Below are 21,421 nucleotides of genomic sequence, written 5' to 3'. Positions count from 1 at the left end.
CGCTCAGCTATGATCACGACACTCCGCGCGATGATCTCGCCGCTTACGTGGCCAACACGTCGCGCAACATCACCTTCACCAGCGAAGATGGCGAAGCGTCAGCACTGCATCATCGCGGGCATGTCATGTTCATGCACAACCAGGATGTTGATGTGCGCTATGCCGCCTTCGACGATCTTGGGCGTACCGACAAATCCAACCCGGCGTTTCACGTCAGCTCACTTGATCCTGCCAATGTCGAGGCCGATACCAACATTCAGGCGCGCTATTCCCTGCACATGCACCGGACCGGCACAGAAGATCAGGATAACCCGGCGATTGCGATGGGTAATTCGGTCAGCGGATCCCCAGGATGGGCTTTCGTGCACCATTCCAGTAATGCGGATTTCATCCAGAACGTTGCCTTCGACGTCTTTGGTGCGGCCTTTGTCGCCGAAGATGGGGATGAAACCGGTGTCTGGTGGCAAAATATGGCGATCAATGTCGAAGGCATCGGCTTTGGCCATGCCAAGACGAAATCCGGCTCGGATGTGAACCGCGATGACGTGGGCCGCACCGGTGATGGTTTCTTCTTCGGCGGTCGTTCGGTCGAGGCAAGCGAGAATATCGCCGCAAACACGACCCACGGCTATGTCTGGATGACACGCACCGCCTCGGGCAACGCAACAGCCGAGCAGACCGATCATCCGGATGCCTATTACGGCTCGGATACCGTGCGCAGCAACGCACAGATCCCGATCCAGGGCTTCAGCGACAACGAAGCCTTTGGCACGCAGGTCGGTCTTATTGTTGTAAAGCGTGTGATCGAGCAGAACCACGACGTACGCAGTGTGCTGGATGGTTTCCTGAACTGGGAAACATCGGAAGGCGTGCAATTGACGTATACGTCGCACTACACGCTGAAAAACTTCGATCTGATCGGCACGGAAAACCAGACAGCGGTTGCCAATGCCGGCACAGGCTTCGAATTTGGCGGTCAGGTGTTCGACATCACGGTCAATGGCCTCAAGGCGACGAATTTCCAGACCGGGGTGGACCTGGACCAGCGAATCAAATCTTTTTGGACAGACGACGACATTGCTCACGTATTGATCGACCTAGACCTAAAAGGGAATGATACTGATCTTAAAGGATTTGACGCAAATCGACATATTATCATGGACAGCGATGATCTAATCGATGAACAGCTAGAGTTCAATATGACGGGCGATACCACGCTCAGCATCTGGGAAGGCCTGTCCTTCGATGGTATCAAGACCGATTCAATCGGTGATCGCGATCGTCAATTCGCATCCGATGAACAAAATATTCTGTTCACTAAAAACATCCTGAAAATCCTGCAAGCGGATGGCTACTACAAGACCGCCGACGGCAAGAATGTCATGCTGCTTGAAGATCTGGTCGCCGATCGTGCGACAGGTGAGTTGCTGAAATTCGCCCATGTCATCACGCTGGATATCCCTGACGACAAACTGGTCCGCCTGGGAACCTTCTCCAACGGCCTGCTTGATGTGGATAGCAAAGCGCCCGACACCAAAGATGATCATGTCCGGGTTGATAACGAATCAAGCGTCATCATTGATGTGCTGGCAAACGACTTTGATCGCGATGGCGACATGCTGGAAGTCGATGGCTTCACCAACCCCTACAAAGGTGACTTGAATATTCTGGATGATGGCACGCTGATCTATAAGCCGTTCGAGGATTACGAGGGCACCGACACGTTTGATTACTGGGCGACAGATGGCAATGGTCAGTTCACCCGTGCGACGGTGACCATCGACGTCTTCGACATGTGATTGTTGCCCAAAACCTACACCAATTCTTGCGCCGTCCGTTCCGGGCGGCGCAAGACAGCATTCGGGGGCTAGTCAATGTTATTGATCATGCAAGCTAATTCTGGATCAGGTTATTGAGCTTGACGAGCACACCTCGGACAGAAGCGTGCATAGTCAGCCGCAATATCCTTGCAAAACAAGGCTCGGTTGCAGGAGAATGTCTGTCTCACGTAACTAATCCAGCAGTGGAGATGATATAGACATCCGAAACACGCAGAAGCTGTGTTGCGTCGGCACCAGTGGGACAGTTTAGGTCGATTTGATAAGGGAGGGTTTCTGGCTCACCATAACCAATAAAGCGTGAAGATGAGACAGAAACTCGAAACACACAAAGGCCACGGTGAGAACGTACCTAATACGCAAACGAAAGGTCACACTGACTTGGTGAACCCGGCGTATTATAAACTGGTGTCGAAAGCAGCGCGAATGGAAAACTAGAAGCATGAAATGACCAATCCAACTCTTGCCGCGTCAGTCTTGCTCTCGTCAAAAGCTGTTGAAATTGTTCGTCGTTGAATTCCCAGAGCCCAATTCCTATTGTTCCCTTCTCCACCTGTTGTCGACCCAGAACAGTTGGATTTGCACCGATTGTCTTGTAAATCCTCTCCATACGATCATCAAAAACTCCCACGAAATGATCAATGCAGCACTCATGCATGAGAAACGCGCCTGCGGCTAACAGTTTCGCGGCAGCTCTTCGATCAGAGTTAGGCGACACACAAAATCGAGTGCATTCCCAGATATGAGGGCTTTGAATTTTTATACCGTCCGTTAGATGAGTGAAGTGGTCATTGACCATAGTTTTCCCAGTCGTTGGTAGAAATCGAAGAGAACCTGCGTGTGCTCCATTGAAGTCTTCCAAAATAACATAAAATGGATTCAACGCGTCGTATTCGTCTCGCTCTTCTCCGTTTTCGTCTACCGTCACTTCCCAACGAAGCCGCTTAGAAAACTGGATTGCGCGGTCGGTGTACATAGTACGCTGCAACTTTGGATACGAATTGATTTCGTTGCCGCTGAGGAATTTAATCAAAACCTAGTCTCCTGATTTGGTTGAGTAGATATAATCCCTCTAAAAAATGAAAATTTCGTATTATTTAGCTCAAACTGAATAGTTCATTTGTACTTCATGGAATGACTGACTTTAGCGTAAATCTTTCGAACTGGCGGGAGACTTAGTTGCTACATCATTGTTTTCTGCGCAGGGCTTTGTAAGGCGTTTTTCTGTCATGCGCTCCGTGCGGTCTAGCGAGGTTGTTAAACCGTTCCCACTCTTCGAGCTTGGCTGCCTGATCGACATCGCCCTTGCAACAGAGCGGCTCTTAGAACTCCTGTTGGTCGGATCGGTGAATGTCCGTCACGAATGATTTAGAACACGAGTGTTTGATTGTCTTAGGATGATCAAGCTCGTAGTAGTTTCAATCGATGCTGCGTTTTGACGATGCAGCAAGCGGCGTTTCTGGATTGTTTGGTATTTGATCTCCTTTCGGCGTTTGAAGATGGTTTTAGCCCGACCGAATTAGACGTCGGCAGGTTTCAGATAGCGAGCCTCCAGGACATCTGCGCAGTTCATCTTTAGTCTAACTTCAACGCCTAAAGCTTCGCGTGTGTACTCATCCTGCACTATCAGCATCTTGTGGTGCCGACCATTGCTCAGCTTGTCGCGCGCGAATTCTACGTTCCAGATGCGGTTGGGGTGATCGGCCTTAGACGGATGGGAGTGTTGATCATATACCTCGAGGGCAAGCACGTAGTTGACATCGTCGATTGCAATTATTTGAAGGCGCCTGATCTTTTGTCCACGGTTTCCTTCAAAGGTTAGAAACTTGAAATCCGCTTGGATGTGGTGGTCAGGGACTTGTTTGGCATAACGCTTGTTCGCCATACTTTGTCCACCGTTTCCTAAACACATCGCTGGACCAATTCAGATTGGGAGACTCAATACACTATCTGGCGCTGCAGATGGTGGATTGCGACCATAAATCATGTATTGTGGCAGTACCAATCTGCGCAGAGAACCTAGTAAATCGAGCATGATAAAGAAGGAAAGAAGTTATCTTAATATGATACGATTGCCGAGAAATTAGATCCCTCAGAGCTGTGCGATTATGTAGCCTTGACTCCGTCAAAGTAACCCTCAGCTCGAAATGAGAATTCATTTCCCTTACCAATAATAATGTGATCATGAACAATAACACCAATGGCATCGCAGGCTTTTGAGATTTTCTGCGTCATGAGTGCATCCTCTACACTTGGCGTTGGATCACCCGAAGGATGATTATGAACCAAAATGAGCGCGCTAGCATTTAACTCAAGTGCGCGCTTAGCGACCTCACGAGGATAAACTGGAACATGGTCTACGGTCCCCACCGCCTGTTCCTCATCTGCTAACAAGACGTTCTTTCGGTCAAGAAAAAACACCTTAAATAGTTCTGTTTCACGATGCGCCATTGAAACTCTGCAATACTCTATCAACTCACCCCAGTTAGATATGATATCCTTTTTGTGTATTTTTGTCTGTGCCATTCGCTTTGCTACTTCTGCCGCGAGACGCAGATGTAAGTATACCTCAAACGTAACGCCTTCCACCTTCAACAACCGATGTTCGGAGGCTGCTACAATCCCATTGAGATCACCAAATGTAGACAGCAATCGTAGGGCTAAAGGTCGTAGAGCCGTTTTCGGAGCCACCTTAAAAAGTAGCAATTCAATCAGTTCATGCTCAAGCATCGCCTCATGGCCAAATTGAACGAAACGCTTGCTAAGCTGTTTTCTATAATCATGACAATGAGAATATTCGATGATGTCACAATTCTTGGGCACTTGGTCACCGAAAACCGCACCCGTTGCTAGGTGGGATTCTCGCAAGGAATTTTTATTTCCGAATTGTTTTCCGGAACCGAAAATTTCATTCGCAGGATGGTAATTTTTGCACTTGGATGCAACCGTGCTTTCAAATCCCTGAACTAGTTTTAAGTTAGGATGTTTCTGCGTGAAAGTCCTTACAGGCATAGCGATTCCAACCATCTTTTTTCTTTTGATATTAGATGAATAGTTCATCAATGAGGAATATGCCAAAGACTTGGTTAAAGTAGAATTAAGAGACTGATCGGTATTTTTGGGTGAGCCGGTACTAGCGCTCGCAACATCTGGCTGGAGATTTCCCGAGACTTGGCACAGAGACCGTTTACTTTTTCGAACCGTCCATCTGCGATAACTGAATTGGTTCAGCATTATCGGATAAATCTCAGCGTTTCTAAGGTGCATATGTCTATGTTTTATGCTGTGTTGCATTGCTCCAAGCGAACCCAATACGCATCGTTCAGCGACTATCGATCAACAAGTTCTGAGTGTAGACGTTTGGTGTTGTAGAAGGTCATCCAGTCTTTTCCGATATCCGGTATGGGACAGAATAGGTGACTTTTTCGAGGTGGCTCACTTCTTGATTTAGGGGCCGCCACAGGCGTTCGCAGAAGAGATTGTCGAGGTATCGGCTTCATCCGTCCGTTGAGATGCGAACGCCAGTTTCGGTCAATGTGTCGATCCATACAGCCTCTTTGAACTAGCTGCGCTGGTCTGTATTCACGATCTCAGATGATCCATGTTTAGCAATCACCTCATTCTACTCCTCAACGCAGAAATCAGCATGCATCGTGTTGAGATACTAAAATAATTTCCCAACAACAATGGTGTGTGGCAAAATACCATCGGTTAGGAAAATGGTTCCATTGGTAGCACCCTCAATGCTATGGATGGATTTCTGCTCTAGATAGACACCGTCATTAGCAAGAATACGACGAGCAGAAACTTCTGATTCCGCGACAACCCAACCTTGCGCCTGGTCAGATAACTGAGGATGTTTACATATGCGAAAACGGAAAAGCACGTCTTAAACATGCCGTTTCGCAAATAACATTCCGTAAACGTATTTTCATGCGGTATTGCCTCGTCCCCCAAATTGGCAATGGCGGTTAAGCCGGCGCATTATGACACGAGAGCAGTTTTCAGACGAACGTCTATCTCGCGCAACAATCTCAGCGCGTCCTCATCCGAATACCGCTTTCGAGCCATCCCTCATTTCTCCTATGCCAGACAAATAGTGGCACAGTTTAACGGGGCCAAGACAGTGGAGATGAGACAGAAACCCGGAACCAAGCAGAGCCACGGCGAGAAGGTTGTCAAGGAAATCCGCCGTGCCACCCGCAAATAGTGCTCGACGGAAGAGAAGATCAGGATCGTGCTGGGTTGCCCGAAGGGCGAGCACAGCACTGGCGTTCTCCGGCATGTCGATGAGCATTGCGAATGCTGTGATTGTACTGTTCGAGACGGTAGGGCTATGTCCAGCCTATTTCGTTCCTTGGTTTTGGACAGATGCGCTAATGTGCTAAAAGGTCCTAGGCCACTGTTCGCGACGCGTGCCTTTTAATAGTCGCAAAATTTGGATCGCGCAAAACATATCCACGCCCCCAGATTGTTTCGATGTAGTTTAACCCTCCGGTTGCATCTGACAGCTTCCTTCTTAATTTACAGATAAAGACATTAATGATGTTTAGATCGGGCTCGTCTGGTCCGCCATAAAGGTGGTTCGAAAGCATTTCTTTGGTAATTGTTGTTCCTTTGCGCAATGATAATATTTCGAGTATCTGATACTCTTTTATAGTCAAGTTAACAGCCCTACCTGACACTTCTGTAGTTTTTGTATCGAGGTTTATTACGATTTTCCCCGTGCGAATGATCGACTGTGCGACACCTCTTGATCTACGAACTATGGCCTTCATGCGCGCAATGAATTCTTCGTACACAAAGGGCTTGATTACATAGTCGTCAGCCCCAAAACTAAAGCCTTTGAGTTTGTTTTCTGTGTCGTTATTTTCCGAAAGTATCATTAATGGTGTATTGTTACCTGCACCGCGGAGCAGGCGTAATACTTCATGACCAGATATATCTGGGAGCTTCAAATCTACTATGATTAAGTCATAGCAACGAGCTTTGGCCGCCTCAAGTCCACCCCTTCCAGTGACTGCTACCTCGATTTCGAAATTTTCCCGGCCTAATTTTAGTTTCATACAAAATTTGCTGGAAGCCTCACCTTCAATAAACAATACTCGCATTTGGATCGACCTTTCGTCTGCGTTGCTCACATCTAAACATGTCAAAAGGGTTAACTAAACGTTACCGTTACTTTTGCGACGGTAAAAATTGTGAAATTTCAAGCTAGTTGTGTTCACCTGTTGGGCGCTGTTCGTCACCAAATGATTTGGAAAATAATCTATTCATCGGTATCGGAGGATAATGCTTGCTGTAGCTTCAATCTATGCTGCGGTCTGTTGATGCAGCAGGCAGCGTTTTTGGTCTTCGATCTCCCTTCGTCTTCTGATGAAGGTTTCAGCTTATGTCCGGCTCCAAATTGATGCGCCATTATCTAGCAGAATCTCCGAAGACGTAACTACCGCCATTGTCGCTGAGCATGAAATCTAGACAGACCGACGGAACGCCCATTTTGCCATGATAGCGATTCCCGCAGAGCTTCCTAAGGTGCCCTAAGCTAGTACCGATTTCTTAAACTGTCGTATGTATTCCATTATTGTCTGCTTTTTGAGTGCTGCTATGGGTTTGTTAGTATATCTTCCAGTGTTCGCCAGCATCGCTGGATTGACACTGTTGTTCATCTTTTCAGTTTTGTTTCGAGAGGTTTTAAAGCCTTCTGGCGGATCAACCGAAGCACAATGTCACTGTAGGGAAGAAGCCACTCGGTTATTGAACAGTGGGGCACCTGACGAGAAAATCGAAGAGTGGCTTGTAGCTGCCGACTGCCCGGTCACCGCAATGAAAAAACGTAGCGATGCGCTACCTGGCTATGGGTTGAAATTCTGAATCAAGGAAGCGTGAGCTGTTCAACCTGAATATGCTATTTTCTATTTCCCTTCGAGTATGATTCCGACAAGGCCGGAATTGTCCAGTGCTGCAGATAAGCCTGCTCGTGCCGTCGCCATTTGACACAACGTGCTACGAATGTCGCTATCATCTTGGCTACTCTAGTTATCGATGGCCGAAACAGCTCAACTACTACCATAAATGCGAGCCCCAGCATTCCTGAACCTATGTAAACCGCGATTGCCATCCAAACTGGCCATCCTGAAAAAACGAGGGTGACTGCTGAAAGCGACCCGAGAAACATTGCGAAAAAGATTATTCCAACCATCTTTTCTCTGCCCGATACCGTTTAGATAATTCAACCTTAGGCTGAATTAATTTAGTTAATCACAAGTTAATGATTTTGATAAAGTTTTTGCTAACACTCATCTTCGGGGGCATATGAAGAAAAATTGGCCCGGCTTCGGCAAAAAGCCCATTCATCACCAACTAACGTTTCGAGCAATTCTTGTTCTTTGGTTTTCAGCTGTATTGCATCAAAGAGTTTCCGGAAAACCATTCAATTTTCTTTAATTGCTTTTACCCGCACTCTAAAACAGCCGACTATAATTATCGCTGCAGCAAGCAACGGCAGAGAATCAGGCAAAGGTATATTAGGAGTGAGCATTAGTGGGTCTCCCAAGTAGCCAGTTGCTATGAACGGCTCACCACCATTACACAATCCACCGCTCTTATCGCCGATGCTAATTGAATATGTGCATGCTCCATAGTGTGCAGGGCCCGTGAAAGCCAACTGGTATCCATCGTGTCTCGTTCCATTGGTCGAAGAAAACAAGGCCGCAGCACGTGCGGGTGAAACAACGTTCAAAATAACTTTCCCTGTTCTGTCGGTGGTCACCAACGAATGACTGGGAGCGGCACAGAAACGTGACAGGTCCAGACGAAATTCTGCTGAGTTTTGCTCCAGCACCAGCTATGCATCTGATCGCGGGTAATATCCTCGGTTTCTGTGGATTGCCTCTCAACATAACTTGGACGAGCAATTTTTCCTAAGAGCTTCGAGAGCTTTCACAACCAATTTTTCGGCCTCGGAAAGTTCACGCAAAACTGAATATTTCTCGACGTCCCACAGCAAACTACAAAGTTATTGTAACTTGTTAAATTTATCATCCATTTGGCGTTATTTGAGTGAGTTATGCTTCGTGCACTACCTTAGGTAGATAGTAAAAAATGGCAGAAATTCCTTTTAAACAAGAGATAGAAAGCTATGCATGTGTAGCGTTTCGGGAAGTAAGTTCGCTCTATTTTCATCCAAAGGTTGAATTTGAGAATTCAAAATTTGCAGCAGGTTTTCCACGATTTCATCAAATGCATCGGCAGTATTCACAAAGCCTCTCTCGCGCGCCTCTTTGGCGGCATTCATCGTTCGAACCAGTAACTCCTGATTATCCATAACTCACTCCTGGTTTTCTTAACAATTTGTCGATCAATGGGTCCTTTAAATTAATAGAATCCTAATGATTTCTTAAGCTTGGCGCACCAAAGGTAAACTCGGCGTTATTCCGCCGTTATATGATAAGAGCTGCCTGTTAGCCCTCTTTTTCCCACTGAGCAGTCCATCAGGCGAGTTTCATTTATTCCAAGAACAATTGCCCAGGTCGAACCTTTCGGTCAGGTCAGAACAAACGCTTGCCGCATGAAATCGGATCTGAGAAGCCCTGTCTGACATGTCCAATGTGATTGTTAGTGCAAGTCGTTGACGATCTTCTGACCGTGGCTCTTTCGTGTTCCGGATGAGTCTGAACTCAGCACCAGTCGGACAGGTTAGGACGATTTGATAAGATAGGGTTTCTGGCAAATCGCTACTGTCTGACATCAGCAGCTGTGGGCCTCATTAGAGGATTTGTATAAGGGAAGGTTTCTGGCTCATCTGAACCATCAAGGAGTCAAGATGAGACGGAAAACTGGAACTGATAAACCGACGGCCGATCGGGTCGTCAAAGACATTCGCCGCAAGACGCGGAAGCTCATTCGCGTTTCAACTGGTGGGGAGTAGCAGTAACTGGATTCAATTCTCATCTGTACCAGTTGTCGAACAACGAAGAAATTATGGCCAATTTATCTCTCAGGGATTTTACAGATGCGCGAGAACCTCTCGACCAAACAAGGTGACAATTACCTTAGGCCCACCTCCGATACGTTCGATCAGCCGAAGATCTAATAACGACAGAAGAGCATCATCAATATCGTCCGGTACCATGATGTCCAAGCGCCCAAATTCCAAAAGAAGTTGCATTTCTCTGTCGCTTAAACTTTCTGCAATTATCCCAGCTGCGCGCTCCATCAAAACCTTTAATCAAATTGACAATGAAAGGTAAGTCAGACTCCTTCTTTTGCGCAACAAGTAGGTAGAAACATAGTTAACGAGGTGTTTGTAACTGGCTGTCGCGAACCGGTAAGCAAGAATTTCAATGGACAAGAGCAAGGGTATGTGAGGCCTCCCCAGTATCTCGATCTATTGTGCAAACACTTGGAGCGGTGATGTATTCTGCGAGCTGAATACGAAATCCACCATCCGGAGTATCGCAGCAAAAATATTTGATTGAACTTTGTTCGATTTCATTGCCCAAATGATCGAAATGCAGCCAGTTCACCCAGATAATTTGCTTGTCTCCTCTCTTCGGAGTCGTAGCAACAACTTTGGCCTTCGTCTTGCAATGTTCGAAAGCAGCTAGCCTATTCTTATAGGCATCAAGTGCGTCACCCATTTCCTTGGGGGAGTGATACACTAACGCTTCCGTTCCAAGGTAAATGGCTGACGGATAGTTATACCTTTCAGCGGCCTTCCGCAGATTTCCCTGGCTGAATTCACTAGCCATATGCTCAAAAAATTGATCACACATTTCGATATCCAATATTTGGATGTGCGCCGCTAGTTAATGCTGCGTCACAGGATTGAGGTTCCCTGTCACTCGACTGGAAAAACCATTGGTCCTAGTTAGTTTGAATTGAGTTCTGTTTTAGATCCTTGGCCAACGGCGCCTAAGGGGAAATCGTCAAATTCCACATCAGATTCGACGCATACCTAGCGCGACGTAGCGTCACAATTTGATGAGGTGTTGTCCGCATTGTCGACTGTGCAACAGAGAAATGCTGCGCAATGCACCAATGGCTGGTTTGGGCAACTTGGCAGCTTACATATGGGTGGAACTGAATGTCGTGTGTGGATGGCTCCTGCATAGCAAGACATTTTTTGAGCTGATATGAGCGTCTGTCAGATGCAGTCGTGTGTCCGGCCTGTTTGCGCAGCGCACGCGGCTGCTGGCCCTGATGGTTTCCGCTGACCAAGTCCCAAACGGCAATACGGACAACATGGTGTCTTGGTTGGCGGGCTGACATTGCTCCATCATCTCAATGGTCTTGCGTCTCTTATGTTCCTTTTGTCAGTTTATGCCGCATGGGGTTGGTAGCGTTCGTTTCGTGTCAGGACGGCCCAGATGATCCGAGCGGTTTTGTTGGCCATGGCCACGGTTGCCAGTCTTGGCGGCTTTCGGTCCAACAAGGCGACTGCCCATGGATCGGCGCGGTCCGGATTATCCTTCATGTGTTTCAGGCGTGCCGTCATAGCGCCGAGTTTACAAGATATGTTACAATCTTAAGAAATCATTAGTGTTATTAATAATGCTGTCTCATTAAACAAAAGAAATTCTAAAATCAGGAGTAAACCATGGGCACGAATGAGCTGCTCGCACGAACCATGAACGCCGCCAAATAAGCCCGCGAAAGGGGCTTTGAAAAAACCGCCGATGCTTTTGATGAAATTGTAGAAAGCTTGCTGGAGCTGTTAAATTAGAGGACGAAATCAGCGGGTGAAAAACGAGCGGATACTGCCCCAAATTTCCTCCATTTTCACTGAGAGCGGGTATGAGCGTTGTCGATATTGAAAAAGCGAATTTATCTCTTTTTAACCATCATCCCCAAGGCTGTGGTGCGTGACGCGACTCACTCAAAAACACACCCAAGGAAAGCAGAAGAATGACGAGTTACAAAAACGCAATTGTTTTGTTGAACGACCTCGAAGAATTTGCCGACACTCACGAATTTCCTGAAGCTGAAAACCTGATCGCAAAGGCTAGAATGGCATTGGAGAAAGACCTTGGTGGCGTTTTCCCTCTTCTACGAAACCCGCCTAAGTCATCCCAAGTTTACCTGATCTAAAAAGCCTCATTGAATTATTTTTTCCTTGGGAGCAGGTAAGGAGTACATGACTTTCAACACACAGATAGAACAAGCTATCAGCTGGCACCTCTTCCGCCAGCCGAGACACCCCGTCGAATGTCACGGACATACGGTTGTCCGCTAAGCGGTTTGGGACTTGGTTAACGGAAACCATCAGTGCCAGCGTCCGCGTGCACCGCGCAAACAGGCTGGACACACGACTGCATCTGACCGTTGTTCAAATCAGTTCGGAAAAGTCTTGCTATGCAGGAGCCATCCACAAAAGACATTCGTGTGCTGCGTAGCACTAAATCAAATAAAGTCGCCAGAAGACACCATTCTCATAGGAGATCTATTGAGTGGCTAGATAGATGATCGGTTAACTTTCGTCACGTGAGTTAGCTTTTCCTATTGCTCCCGATTTGAACAAATCTTCGATGAAGCCCTTGGTAATCAATAGGCAAGCTTGTAGAAGAGGCAACTGCTCACTGTCAGCATAGCTTGCTAAGTCTGTGAGGACGCTAACCACCCACAAATGCTGGTCATTGCTTGATAAGGCAAGCGGCACAGTGTTGTTGGCTTCCAATAGTTCTTTCAGCCGTGCCCTGGCGTCAGCAATGATTTGATTGTTTTGTGAAATCCCACCATTGGACGCCGAACTGATCATGTCAGCTAGTAGATATAACTCCTCCACGAGTCGAATCGAAGAGCGGTCTGTTAATGCTGTGCCTGTTTTTTTCTTGCAATCACTTACCACTGATAGATCTCCCAGTATTTCACGTGACCGAATAAGCAAAATACCGTTAGAAAGGGCAGCACGTGCCCCGCATTGACAGCTACATGCTCAGTTGCGTTAATGAATAATCGGAACCAAGCGCAGGCAAAAAATCTATAGATGAAAAACCGAGTATTAGAGTCCAGCGTAAGCGCGTGGCCATCTCCTGCAGAAGTGGAAAGCTCAGTCTCGGACATCGTAAAGTCAGGTGTTTTGGGAAGAAGCGACAGACGCGCGCATCTATTACGCTATCTTGTAGAGCGTGAACTTGCAGGTAAGGGGGCTGAGTTAAAAGCTTATTCGATAGCAATAGACGTACTCGGACGCGATGCGTCGTTTGAAGCGAGCACGGACAGCATTGTCCGCTCAGAGGTCGGCCGTTTGCGTGATGCACTAAGACTCTATTTCGCAGAAGCGGACAACTCTGAGCAAATACGCATCGATATCCCTAAAGGGACCTACAGACCGGTGTTCTCAGGCGCCAAAATACACAAAAATACAGAGCGAAGACTATCGAGCTTTCGCGTCATTATCGTCGGTGCGTGCGTGTGTATTGCGTGCGTTTTCATTTACATATTTGGAACAGACAGACAACCCAACAAGATTGATGATCAGGTATCACTTTCGGAATTGCCATATGAAGTTGTTCGCATCTCTGTTGAGGCGTTTGAAGGCAAAGGCAACAATCCAGATGCGGGGAAACTCGCTTTTGGCATCTATTCCGAACTCGTAATGGATTTGTCGGTATATCCTTGGATATCGATTATTTCGCCAACTGGTATTTCTGACACGACAGCGCCAGCCAAGGCTGACTATGTTCTAAGTGGTGATACGTTTTGGCAAGGAGAGGAACTAAAGACACATGCTCAGCTGGTGGCGTTACCAAAAAACGAAGTCATCTGGAGCAACAACCTTAGTATTAAGGCTAATTCTGAAACAATTAAGAGCAACATCATTGATGTTTCTAGCCAAATAGCCTCACTGCTAGGTTCTGCACACGGTATTGCTCCAGAACTTGCAAGGTCGAGAAGCGCGCAGGTCTCCCCTGAGGGTCTGGAAGCGTTTCTCTGTTACATCGGCCTGCACCGTTATCTGACTAAGCCAACTGACGAACAACACGGCGAACTCAGGAGTTGCTTAACTGTTTCAGTGGAAAAGTACCCGGATTTTGGCGATGCTTGGGCGGCGCTCGCTATTGTTTACATGGATGAAAGCAGATTCGAAAGAAATCCGCGTCCCGTTAATGATCCATGGCAAAAAGCTCAGTATGCCATTGATCAGGCACTGAAATACGCGCCTACAAGGATGCCAACACTTAACGCAGCTCTAATCTTTAGTATTGAAGCACCCACTCAAAACCTTGAAAACTTTCTACGCTATTCAACGCTTCTTCTCAATTTGTACCCCAGACATCCACCAACGCTGTTTAATGTTGGTTCCAGAGCGGCAGAATTTACTGGTAATTGGGAAACGGGTCTAAAGCTGGTAGACCAGGCACTGATCTTGGAACCCAGACCTCCAACGTCGTTCTTTATCACCAGAGCCTACAACGCCGTACTTTTTGGTACTGACAAAGAGGCTTTGTTTTCTGTGCAGGAGCTTACGACGCGGACATCGAAATCGGAACTCTTGCTCAATTACTTGGCTGCGTACAGAAACGCTTTGCGGGACGATATGAGTAATTATCGTCGGCTGCTCGGTGAGGAGGGTTTGGTAGGTAACGATGATATCGTTGAGCACGTTCAAGGACGTCGATATAATAGCGAACTTGAAGCAGCTATTTTGGATCAGCTGGAAAGTGCATTTCGACTTGAGGCATCACAAAACTGACCCCTAGCTTGTTTCTTCAGCCCTCTGTTCTTACGACCCCCAGAAGTGTGATTGTCATCCCCGGGAACATTGAAAGCGAAAGCAGTGACACTGCACCAAATAGCGGAAGGATGGTAAGTATACGGCGGTGCGAGTAGCTGTCGGATAGCCATCCCGAAATAAGGTTACCTGCACTTTGACATTGCGGATGGGGTGGATGGCTCCTGCTCCATCGGCGTCACGATGCGCCATAGTGCAGTTGTTATCGACTGCTAGGAAAGGAGCCACCCAATGCAGGTTACAACAATCGGCCTAGATCTGGCCAAGAACATCTTTCAGGTGCACGGGATCACAGCGGATGGAACGGTTGCGTTCAATCGATCGCTCATGCGGCATAAACTGACAAAAGGAACATAAGAGACGCAAGACCATTGAGATGATGGAGCAATGTCAGCCCGCCAACCAAGACACCCCGTCGAATGTCTGGGACACCATGTTGTCCGTATTGCCGTTTGGGACTTGGTCAGCGGAAACCATCAGGGCCAGCAGCCGCGTGCGCTGCGCAAACAGGCCGGACACACGACTGCATCTGACAGACGCTCATATCAGCTCAAAAAATGTCTTGTTATGCAGGAGCCATCCACACACGACATTCGTGGAATGCCTAGCATACCCGACCACTGACCGAATTTCAGTTCGGAAACTCCTTGTTAATCGCGATGTGGGAAAAGCGCTCATGCTACAGGTATGGAAAATCGAAGTTCCCACGGAAGCCACTGACCTCCCATCGGTTCACGGCTGGGCATTAGCGCATTCGGTGGAAGAAGCGAAATCGCTTTCTGGTTTTGAGAATGCAATCATCCAACAAAAGCCAGAGCATATTTGGATCGCGCGAGAACGTATCATATGGGAAAAGCGGGCAGCCGTATAGCGTTGATAAGCCGGGCGTCCGGTCGAATCTGGGCATTCGGCCACGACCAGAATGCACCTATCGGTTTCTCGAAAGCTACCGTAATGCAAAGTGTAGCATTTTCGGTTCTTGAGCGACGACAAGCGGACAAACCTGTCTTTCGCTGCAGGCGCTTCAACGACTGCTTGTGTCGCTTTGCTTCGTTAATCGGTTATTAACCTACATTACAAGAAAATAGCTCAGCCTTGAGCAAATAAACTATCTATTAATGTAAGCCAATCTACTTAGTTTCCCGGGTGAAGGTTCTTGAGACCTGAAAAGCTTCATGTTCCACGGGGGTGTTTGGGTATGTTTATTAGGCTTGTTTTCTCACTCAACGTAGCTTGCGCTTTATTCTCTTCGGCCGCAGCCGCTCAAAATACTATCAAGGTTGTTGCCGACCAGTGGGTTCCATTCGGCAGCTCTGACCATCCAAATGGCAGAAATTCGCTGGACGTGATTTCAACGGTGCTTGAACGCGCCAGCTATAACCTGGAGGCAGAGATTGTCCCATGGGAACGGGCCCTCGATAGCTTGAAAACAGGTACCTACGACGTAGTAGGCAATCTATTCCAGGTTTTAGCGTTGGTGGAATATCTGACCTTCAGTGACCCATTCTACGATACTGAAGTGCATTTTTTGCAGAAGCGCGACGCCAATAATTCTTTCACAAACGTGGATAGCCTTAAACCATATACAATCGCTGTCGGTGCCGGTTACCTCTCTGAGGGTTCATTTGATCGCGCGAACTTCCTGAAAAAGAAAGAAGTCACCACGGTCATCCAGGGTGTTCGCATGGTTGCCAACGAAAGAGTTGATCTAACTTTGGATAGCGTGGACGTCCTCAACTACGTTATAGCCCATGAAGCGCCCGAGCTATCTGAAATGGTTGAATATCTACCAAACAGACTTAACATGCAGGCGATACATATGGTGGTTTGCAATGGCCTTCAAGGACGAGATGTACTGTTAGAAAATTTCAACCGTGTTCTTGCAGAGATGCTAGCGGACGACTCACCTACAGAACTTCTTTCAAAGCAACCATACTACGCGGGTCCTAGCAAATGATTGGGCAATTCGGCATTGGCTTTGAGGGTAAGCTTGGACGTAAACTTGTTTGTCAGATAGTTCTGGTTAGCGCCCTTCTATCTCTAATCGCGTCAACTATTCAACTATATGCAGGGTACCAACGTGATCGCTCTCACGTGTTGAGCACCGTAACTGCCATCGATAAGAGTTTTCGTAGCGGTCTAGAAGAGGCGCTATGGCAGTACAACTTTCCACTCGTACAGGCAATATTGGAGGGAGTGTACATCAAAAATGACGTCCAGCATGTGGTCATCAAAACAGATAAAGGGCGATCTTGGGAGCTTGGCAACTTTCAGTCGCCAAACGCGATTGTAGATACTTTGGAATTCGTACACGCAAATGATGCTGGCATTGCTGTTCCTGTTGGGAGCATGGAAATCGGGCTAACATTGGCGTCTGCGAATGCGAGAGTTTGGTCGCAACTGTGGACCATATTGCTTTCAAATTTTGCAAAGACCGCCTGCGCATCCGCGATTATGCTGATGTTATTCAATAAATACATCAACCGCCACCTGCGGACCATTGCAACGCATGTTTCTCGGGCGTCTTGGCAAGATTCAGGTGTTTTTGTTGTCCCAAACCGCGACAAAAATTCCATGCCAGACGACATCGACCTTATCGTCGATGCAGTCAACTTCGCCAAAAGGAGAGCCCAAAAAGACTTTGAGGCACTAAAGTACGAAGTCGAGCAGCGACGTAAGGCCGAGAGTACACTTAAGCAAAAGACCCTTGCGCTTGAAGATGCAAATAACGAGCAAGCTCAGTTTATCTACGCCATTTCCCACGACCTGAAGTCGCCGGCAAATACGGTCCGCATGCTCATAGATGAACTGGAGATTTCTGAGCGAGAGAATCTTAGTGATGAGGGCAAAGAAATACTCGACGATGCCGAACACACAATTGTCCGCATGTTGCAACTAGTAGAAGACGTGCTTGGCTACGCGCGCACGGTTGGTGCAGGTATAGAAAGTGAAGTCGTGGACCCAAATCTATTAGTCGATGAAATTATCAAGGAGCTACAAGGAGACATTTCTAGTGCGAAAGCCGTTATCGACGTTTCAGAGTTGCCTGAAATTCAAGGTAGCAAGATTCAGTTGCGCATTCTATTTCAAAACTTGATTTCAAACGCCATCAAGTTTCGATGCGCAGAACGCATACCCAAGGTCAGCGTACGACCCGTCCCATCAGAACACTCGAAAATGGTAGCTATAGCGGTAAACGACAACGGCATTGGTATCGCTCCGGAGTTTCATGAAAGGGTGTTCGGCCTTTTTCAACGTCTCCACTCACATAGCACTTATGCCGGATCAGGATTGGGGCTGACACTCTGCAAGCGCATCGCTTCGAACCACGCGGGTGCCATAAGACTGTCCTCTCGCCCGGGAGAAGGCACGTGCTTCGAGATTTCTCTACCAAGGAGTCAATATGCAATACAAAATTAAGACAGCAATGCTGATTGATGACGAAGCTATCGATCAGAAAACCTACCGTCGGATACTAAAGCGGTCGAAGCTATTCGAAAACGCTCTCTCTTTCTCTCTTGCGGAAGACGCGTTGGAGCATCTCAAAAACAATCCACTAGAGGAAATCGATGTCATCTTCTTAGATATTAATATGCCCAGAATGAATGGATTTGAGTTTCTGGAATCAGCAACGCGAGAATTCGGAGACAGTTTCGCGCGAATGTTTGTCGTGATGCTCACGACATCAAAAAATCCGCAGGATGAGGAAAGGGCCTGGAGTTACCCAGCAGTGCGAGATTTCATCGATAAACCACTGAGCGTTGAAAAAGTCGAAAGAGTTGCTAGTTTGCTTGAGGAAAGTGTTGATTAGTAGCGATACACGGGCGTTTTGATTGTCTAGTGGGGCTGAGTTTAGCCCACTGCAAAATGTACAAGCTACTTGGCAAGTCAAAGCCATTCCGGATTAGAGCATCCATGGTCAAAATGGGCTCAAAGCCAAAGATCTCCGTTGGAAAGCCCCCATCGGGTGGTCCGATCTGATTCTTAGTGCATTGTCGGTCTCGGGTCTATCGGGACGATGCTTTCGGGTGCGCGTAGGCCTTTGCGCACCGTAATGCCTTGTTCGATCAAGAAAGCACGGATTTGGTTTATCGTGGCTGTTCGACGCGACACCAGGCGTGATCGCACACGATGCAAAGCCTGTAAGTCGAGCTGGTCTTGGGACTTCTCAGAAACTGCCTTCAAGTTCGGACGCAATGCCGCCTCGGCAATCGCTTCTGCATCGTTGTAGTCATTCTTCTGGCCCTTGTTGAATGGCTTCACATAGATCGCTGGAATGATCCGGGGTTCATAGCCCATCTTGCGCAACGTCCGGCTGACAAAATGCGCACTCAGGCAGGCCTCCATGCCAACAACACAACGCGGCAGCTTCTCAAAAGTTGCGATCAAAGCAAGTCGTTTGATCTGCTTGCGCAACACACGCTGCCCACCGTGATCAAAACCAACAAGGTGGAATGTATCTTTCCCAATATCGATCCCAATCGACATCAGTTCATCAAATTCAATCTTCGCCATGCTACTTCCCCTGTTTGCAGAAATAGGCTCAGCCTAACCTGCCGGGTGAAGCAGCCGGTACATCCCATTACGGATATTCATGTTGGTCGCCCATGCTGCGGCGCAGCTTCTCCAAAGCAGAACTTTAGGTTAACGTGCGCTCGCCCTTCAATAAATTGGCACCCGTGACTTGCACGGGTGCTTCTCTATCGCGGCCTATGTCAAGAGTGGGGTTGATCATGTCATGTTATATTCCTTTTGAGCTATTGATCTGCCTTGCTGATGCGCCATCACGGAGCTCGTGCTTCTCTTCGAGGTCGGCGTGTGGCCGCCTCATGATGGGGTAAGAAGGATGGGGTGGTTCAATCTTTCGGGCGCCCTTACTGCAAACGCAGCAGGATCGGCAGACATTGCGAACTCACTCCACCCGTCGTCCCCGTGAGGACATCTTTCTGCCGAAGCAGATCGGGATCAGGGCCTGTTTCTCAGGCGGCCTTTGCAGCGCCGTTGCTGAAGCGGAAGTCGGTGCCATCAATCCACATGCGGTGAAGGATGACGGCGATACGCCTGGCAAGTGCCACGGTTGCGCGCCGCATACCGCGTCGCTGCGCCACCCGCATGGCCCATGCCTTGAGCCACGACCATTTCCTGGAATGAGTGAGCATCGATTGTGCCGCTTCATAGAGCATGGTCCGCAGCATGACGTCACCGCACTTGGAGATGTTGCCGTCATAATCCATCTCGCCTGACTGATATCGCTTTGGCGTCAGACCGGCATGCGCGCCGACATCCCGGGAATGCACAAAGCGGTGCGGCTGATCGACCGATGCCCGGTAAGTGAGCGCGACGACCGGCCCAACCCCTGGGACTGTCATGAACCGTCGACACACTGGATCGTCGCGCACCATAGTGAGGAGCATCTTGTGAAGCGCCGCCAGTTGCTGGCGCATCACCCGTCGGACCGTCAGCAGAGGGTCGACGATTGCGGCCAGTCTGGGGAAACTTTCAACCAACTCTCGGATCCGTGCTTCGTAATTCTTCGTGCTGACAACACCGACCTTCAGGCCGAAGTTGCGCAGCGTGCCGCGCATGTCGCACTCGATGTCGAGCAACTTGCGCTGGAGCAGTTTACGGCTGGTCAGAAGCATTCTTTGTTCCTGAGCGGCCAGTGTTTTGACATGCACCGGCTTGAACAGTCCCACGCGCATCATCTGGGCGATCCCACGGGCGTCATTACGATCACTTTTGTTGATCTGCTGGGCTTTGAGCAGGGCTTTCATGTGCCGTGTCTCAATGCATATGACAGGCAGGTTCGCCTCGGTCAGCCCATTCACCAACCATTGCGACATTGGCCCTGCCTCGATCCCGACCCGGACATAATCGTCGCCGACCAAAGTCAGCATTGCGGCGATATCATCCGGCTCGGTTGGAACTTTGCGCTCGCAGATCACCTTGCCGACTTCATCGACAACGCACACCGCTGTCTCTTCTACCGATACATCCAAACCTACAAAACACGTCATGTCATCGCTCCTTCCTTGATGCTCAAGGCCAGGATGACCCCGATCACACCATCATGAATGAAGGGGCTGCAATCTAAATACATCATTCGAAAATGCAGCCGCCGCGATACACCATCTTTGGGGCGTCAACGAGCCAGTTCGTATCGCGTCATCGACATTGTGGAGGCATCGATCATGTGCATGAACTCTTTGGCCGCTGGTGCGGATGCAAAGCTGTCCATCGAGGCTTGGGCAGCCTCTGCACTTGACCAATTCACCACGACGGCCCATTTACCGTCTGCAAAGGCCGCCTGGCGCGAAATGAAGCCAGGCTGTTTGCTGACATGCTCATCTTCGATGGCCTTATCGACCGGTTCGAAATCTTGAGCTGTTACACCTGCTGCAAGATCCATTGTCACAATTTCAATTACGCCAGTATCTTGTGCCATTGCGGTGCCTCCAATGAGCAAAATCAGGGTGATCAGTAGCTTTTTCATGCCGCGTTCCGATCAGAATTTGCCATTGTCATGTGCCATCTCGGACGGGATGTCCGCAATCACGTCCCAAACCGCGCGTAAAGGCGTTTGTTGAATTCATGTTGGCAGAAATTCGCGGTTGAATACCTGATGTTCGAACGCTGGCAATCCAAAGGCGCTGTTCATCTAGCCATGTCTTTGCTGCGATGTGGCCCGTCAGAGCGGATGGGGTGGATGGCTCCTGCTCCACCGGCGTCGCAATGCGCCATACTGCAGTTGTCTATCACTGCTAGGAAAGGAGCCACCCAATGCAGGTTACAACAGTCGGCCTAGATCTGGCCAAGAACATCTTTCAGGTGCATGGGATCACAGCGG

17 protein-coding genes and 4 pseudogenes are annotated in these 21,421 nt (G+C 48.4%); 8 read left to right on the top strand and 13 right to left on the bottom strand.

The genetic code is table 11. The features are described 5' to 3' along the window. Positions 1-1,799, top strand: a 1,799-nt coding sequence (locus tag Q1B27_RS24170; protein WP_299852646.1) for a cadherin-like domain-containing protein, incomplete at its 5' end; no start/stop codon positions are given. 391 nt (positions 1,800-2,190) lie between these two features. Here Q1B27_RS24170 and Q1B27_RS24165 read toward each other — a convergent pair. The 9 genes and pseudogenes from Q1B27_RS24165 to Q1B27_RS24125 all read right to left on the bottom strand — a co-directional run. Next, positions 2,191-2,871, bottom strand: coding sequence for an acyl-homoserine-lactone synthase (locus Q1B27_RS24165; RefSeq protein WP_299852643.1), 681 nt, complete (start codon positions 2,869-2,871; stop codon positions 2,191-2,193). Positions 2,872-3,025: 154 nt separating this feature from the next. Next, positions 3,026-3,187, bottom strand: a pseudogene (locus tag Q1B27_RS24160) (IS481 family transposase); the annotation flags it as partial. Positions 3,188-3,555: 368 nt separating this feature from the next. After that, a pseudogene (locus Q1B27_RS24155) lies at positions 3,556-3,714 on the bottom strand (IS481 family transposase); the annotation flags it as partial. A 230-nt stretch (positions 3,715-3,944) separates the two neighbouring features. Continuing rightward, the gene (radC, locus tag Q1B27_RS24150) at positions 3,945-4,898 is read right to left on the bottom strand and encodes a DNA repair protein RadC (protein ID WP_299852640.1); all 954 of its coding nucleotides are present in this window, start codon (positions 4,896-4,898) and stop codon (positions 3,945-3,947) included. A gap of 1,334 nt (positions 4,899-6,232) precedes the next feature. Then, positions 6,233-6,949 carry a response regulator transcription factor gene (locus Q1B27_RS24145; protein WP_299852637.1) on the bottom strand — a complete coding sequence of 239 codons (717 nt, stop codon included), beginning with the start codon at positions 6,947-6,949 and terminating at the stop codon, positions 6,233-6,235. A gap of 2,009 nt (positions 6,950-8,958) precedes the next feature. Next, on the bottom strand, positions 8,959-9,165 hold the full coding sequence (locus Q1B27_RS24140) for a hypothetical protein (RefSeq protein ID WP_299852634.1): 207 nt from the start codon (positions 9,163-9,165) through the stop codon (positions 8,959-8,961). A 681-nt stretch (positions 9,166-9,846) separates the two neighbouring features. Next, entirely contained in the window at positions 9,847-10,056 is a 210-nt protein-coding gene (locus Q1B27_RS24135) for a hypothetical protein (RefSeq protein WP_299852631.1), read from the bottom strand. Between the two features lie 124 nt (positions 10,057-10,180). Next, positions 10,181-10,615 carry a hypothetical protein gene (locus Q1B27_RS24130; RefSeq protein ID WP_299852628.1) on the bottom strand — a complete coding sequence of 145 codons (435 nt, stop codon included), beginning with the start codon at positions 10,613-10,615 and terminating at the stop codon, positions 10,181-10,183. Between the two features lie 545 nt (positions 10,616-11,160). Beyond that, positions 11,161-11,286: pseudogene (locus tag Q1B27_RS24125) on the bottom strand (IS110 family transposase); the annotation flags it as partial. Positions 11,287-11,747: 461 nt separating this feature from the next. On the opposite strand from Q1B27_RS24125, the gene Q1B27_RS24120 reads away from it, so the two are divergent. After that, positions 11,748-11,930: a hypothetical protein gene (locus tag Q1B27_RS24120; RefSeq protein ID WP_299852625.1), complete on the top strand. Its 183-nt coding sequence runs from the start codon at positions 11,748-11,750 to the stop codon at positions 11,928-11,930. A gap of 379 nt (positions 11,931-12,309) precedes the next feature. Here the strand turns inward: Q1B27_RS24120 and Q1B27_RS24115 are convergent, their stop codons facing one another. After that, positions 12,310-12,687 carry a hypothetical protein gene (locus Q1B27_RS24115; protein WP_299852622.1) on the bottom strand — a complete coding sequence of 126 codons (378 nt, stop codon included), beginning with the start codon at positions 12,685-12,687 and terminating at the stop codon, positions 12,310-12,312. A 138-nt stretch (positions 12,688-12,825) separates the two neighbouring features. Here Q1B27_RS24115 and Q1B27_RS24110 point away from each other — a divergent pair, with 138 nt between their 5' ends. The 6 genes from Q1B27_RS24110 to Q1B27_RS24085 all read left to right on the top strand — a co-directional run bounded on the left by Q1B27_RS24110 (position 12,826) and on the right by Q1B27_RS24085 (position 18,385). Then, entirely contained in the window at positions 12,826-14,535 is a 1,710-nt protein-coding gene (locus Q1B27_RS24110) for a hypothetical protein (protein ID WP_299852619.1), read from the top strand. A gap of 270 nt (positions 14,536-14,805) precedes the next feature. Next, the gene (locus tag Q1B27_RS24105; RefSeq protein ID WP_299852615.1) at positions 14,806-14,931 is read left to right on the top strand and encodes a hypothetical protein; all 126 of its coding nucleotides are present in this window, start codon (positions 14,806-14,808) and stop codon (positions 14,929-14,931) included. A gap of 319 nt (positions 14,932-15,250) precedes the next feature. Beyond that, positions 15,251-15,445 carry a hypothetical protein gene (locus tag Q1B27_RS24100; RefSeq protein ID WP_299852613.1) on the top strand — a complete coding sequence of 65 codons (195 nt, stop codon included), beginning with the start codon at positions 15,251-15,253 and terminating at the stop codon, positions 15,443-15,445. 327 nt (positions 15,446-15,772) lie between these two features. Next, positions 15,773-16,531, top strand: coding sequence for an ABC transporter substrate-binding protein (locus tag Q1B27_RS24095; RefSeq protein ID WP_299852610.1), 759 nt, complete (start codon positions 15,773-15,775; stop codon positions 16,529-16,531). Continuing rightward, on the top strand, positions 16,528-17,994 hold the full coding sequence (locus Q1B27_RS24090; protein WP_299852607.1) for an ATP-binding protein: 1,467 nt from the start codon (positions 16,528-16,530) through the stop codon (positions 17,992-17,994). The genes Q1B27_RS24095 and Q1B27_RS24090 overlap by 4 nt, the downstream gene beginning before the upstream one ends. After that, complete coding sequence (locus Q1B27_RS24085; RefSeq protein ID WP_299852604.1) at positions 17,978-18,385, top strand: response regulator; 408 nt, start codon at positions 17,978-17,980, stop codon at positions 18,383-18,385. The genes Q1B27_RS24090 and Q1B27_RS24085 overlap by 17 nt, the downstream gene beginning before the upstream one ends. Positions 18,386-18,618: 233 nt before the next feature. On the opposite strand, the pseudogene Q1B27_RS24080 reads toward Q1B27_RS24085, so the two are convergent. The 3 genes and pseudogenes from Q1B27_RS24080 to Q1B27_RS24070 all read right to left on the bottom strand — a co-directional run. Then, a pseudogene (locus Q1B27_RS24080) lies at positions 18,619-19,089 on the bottom strand (IS110 family transposase); the annotation flags it as partial. A gap of 464 nt (positions 19,090-19,553) precedes the next feature. Beyond that, positions 19,554-20,591, bottom strand: coding sequence for an IS110 family transposase (locus tag Q1B27_RS24075; protein ID WP_299852601.1), 1,038 nt, complete (start codon positions 20,589-20,591; stop codon positions 19,554-19,556). A 125-nt stretch (positions 20,592-20,716) separates the two neighbouring features. After that, a complete protein-coding gene (locus tag Q1B27_RS24070) occupies positions 20,717-21,067 on the bottom strand; it encodes a hypothetical protein (RefSeq protein WP_299852598.1) in 351 nt (116 codons plus the stop codon). Between the last annotated feature and the right edge of the window lie 354 nt (positions 21,068-21,421).

Source organism: uncultured Roseovarius sp., assembly GCF_947489715.1.
GTDB lineage: Bacteria > Pseudomonadota > Alphaproteobacteria > Rhodobacterales > Rhodobacteraceae > Roseovarius.
Note: the sequence above shows the minus strand (reverse complement) of the source record. Positions and strands in the feature narration are given on the sequence as shown.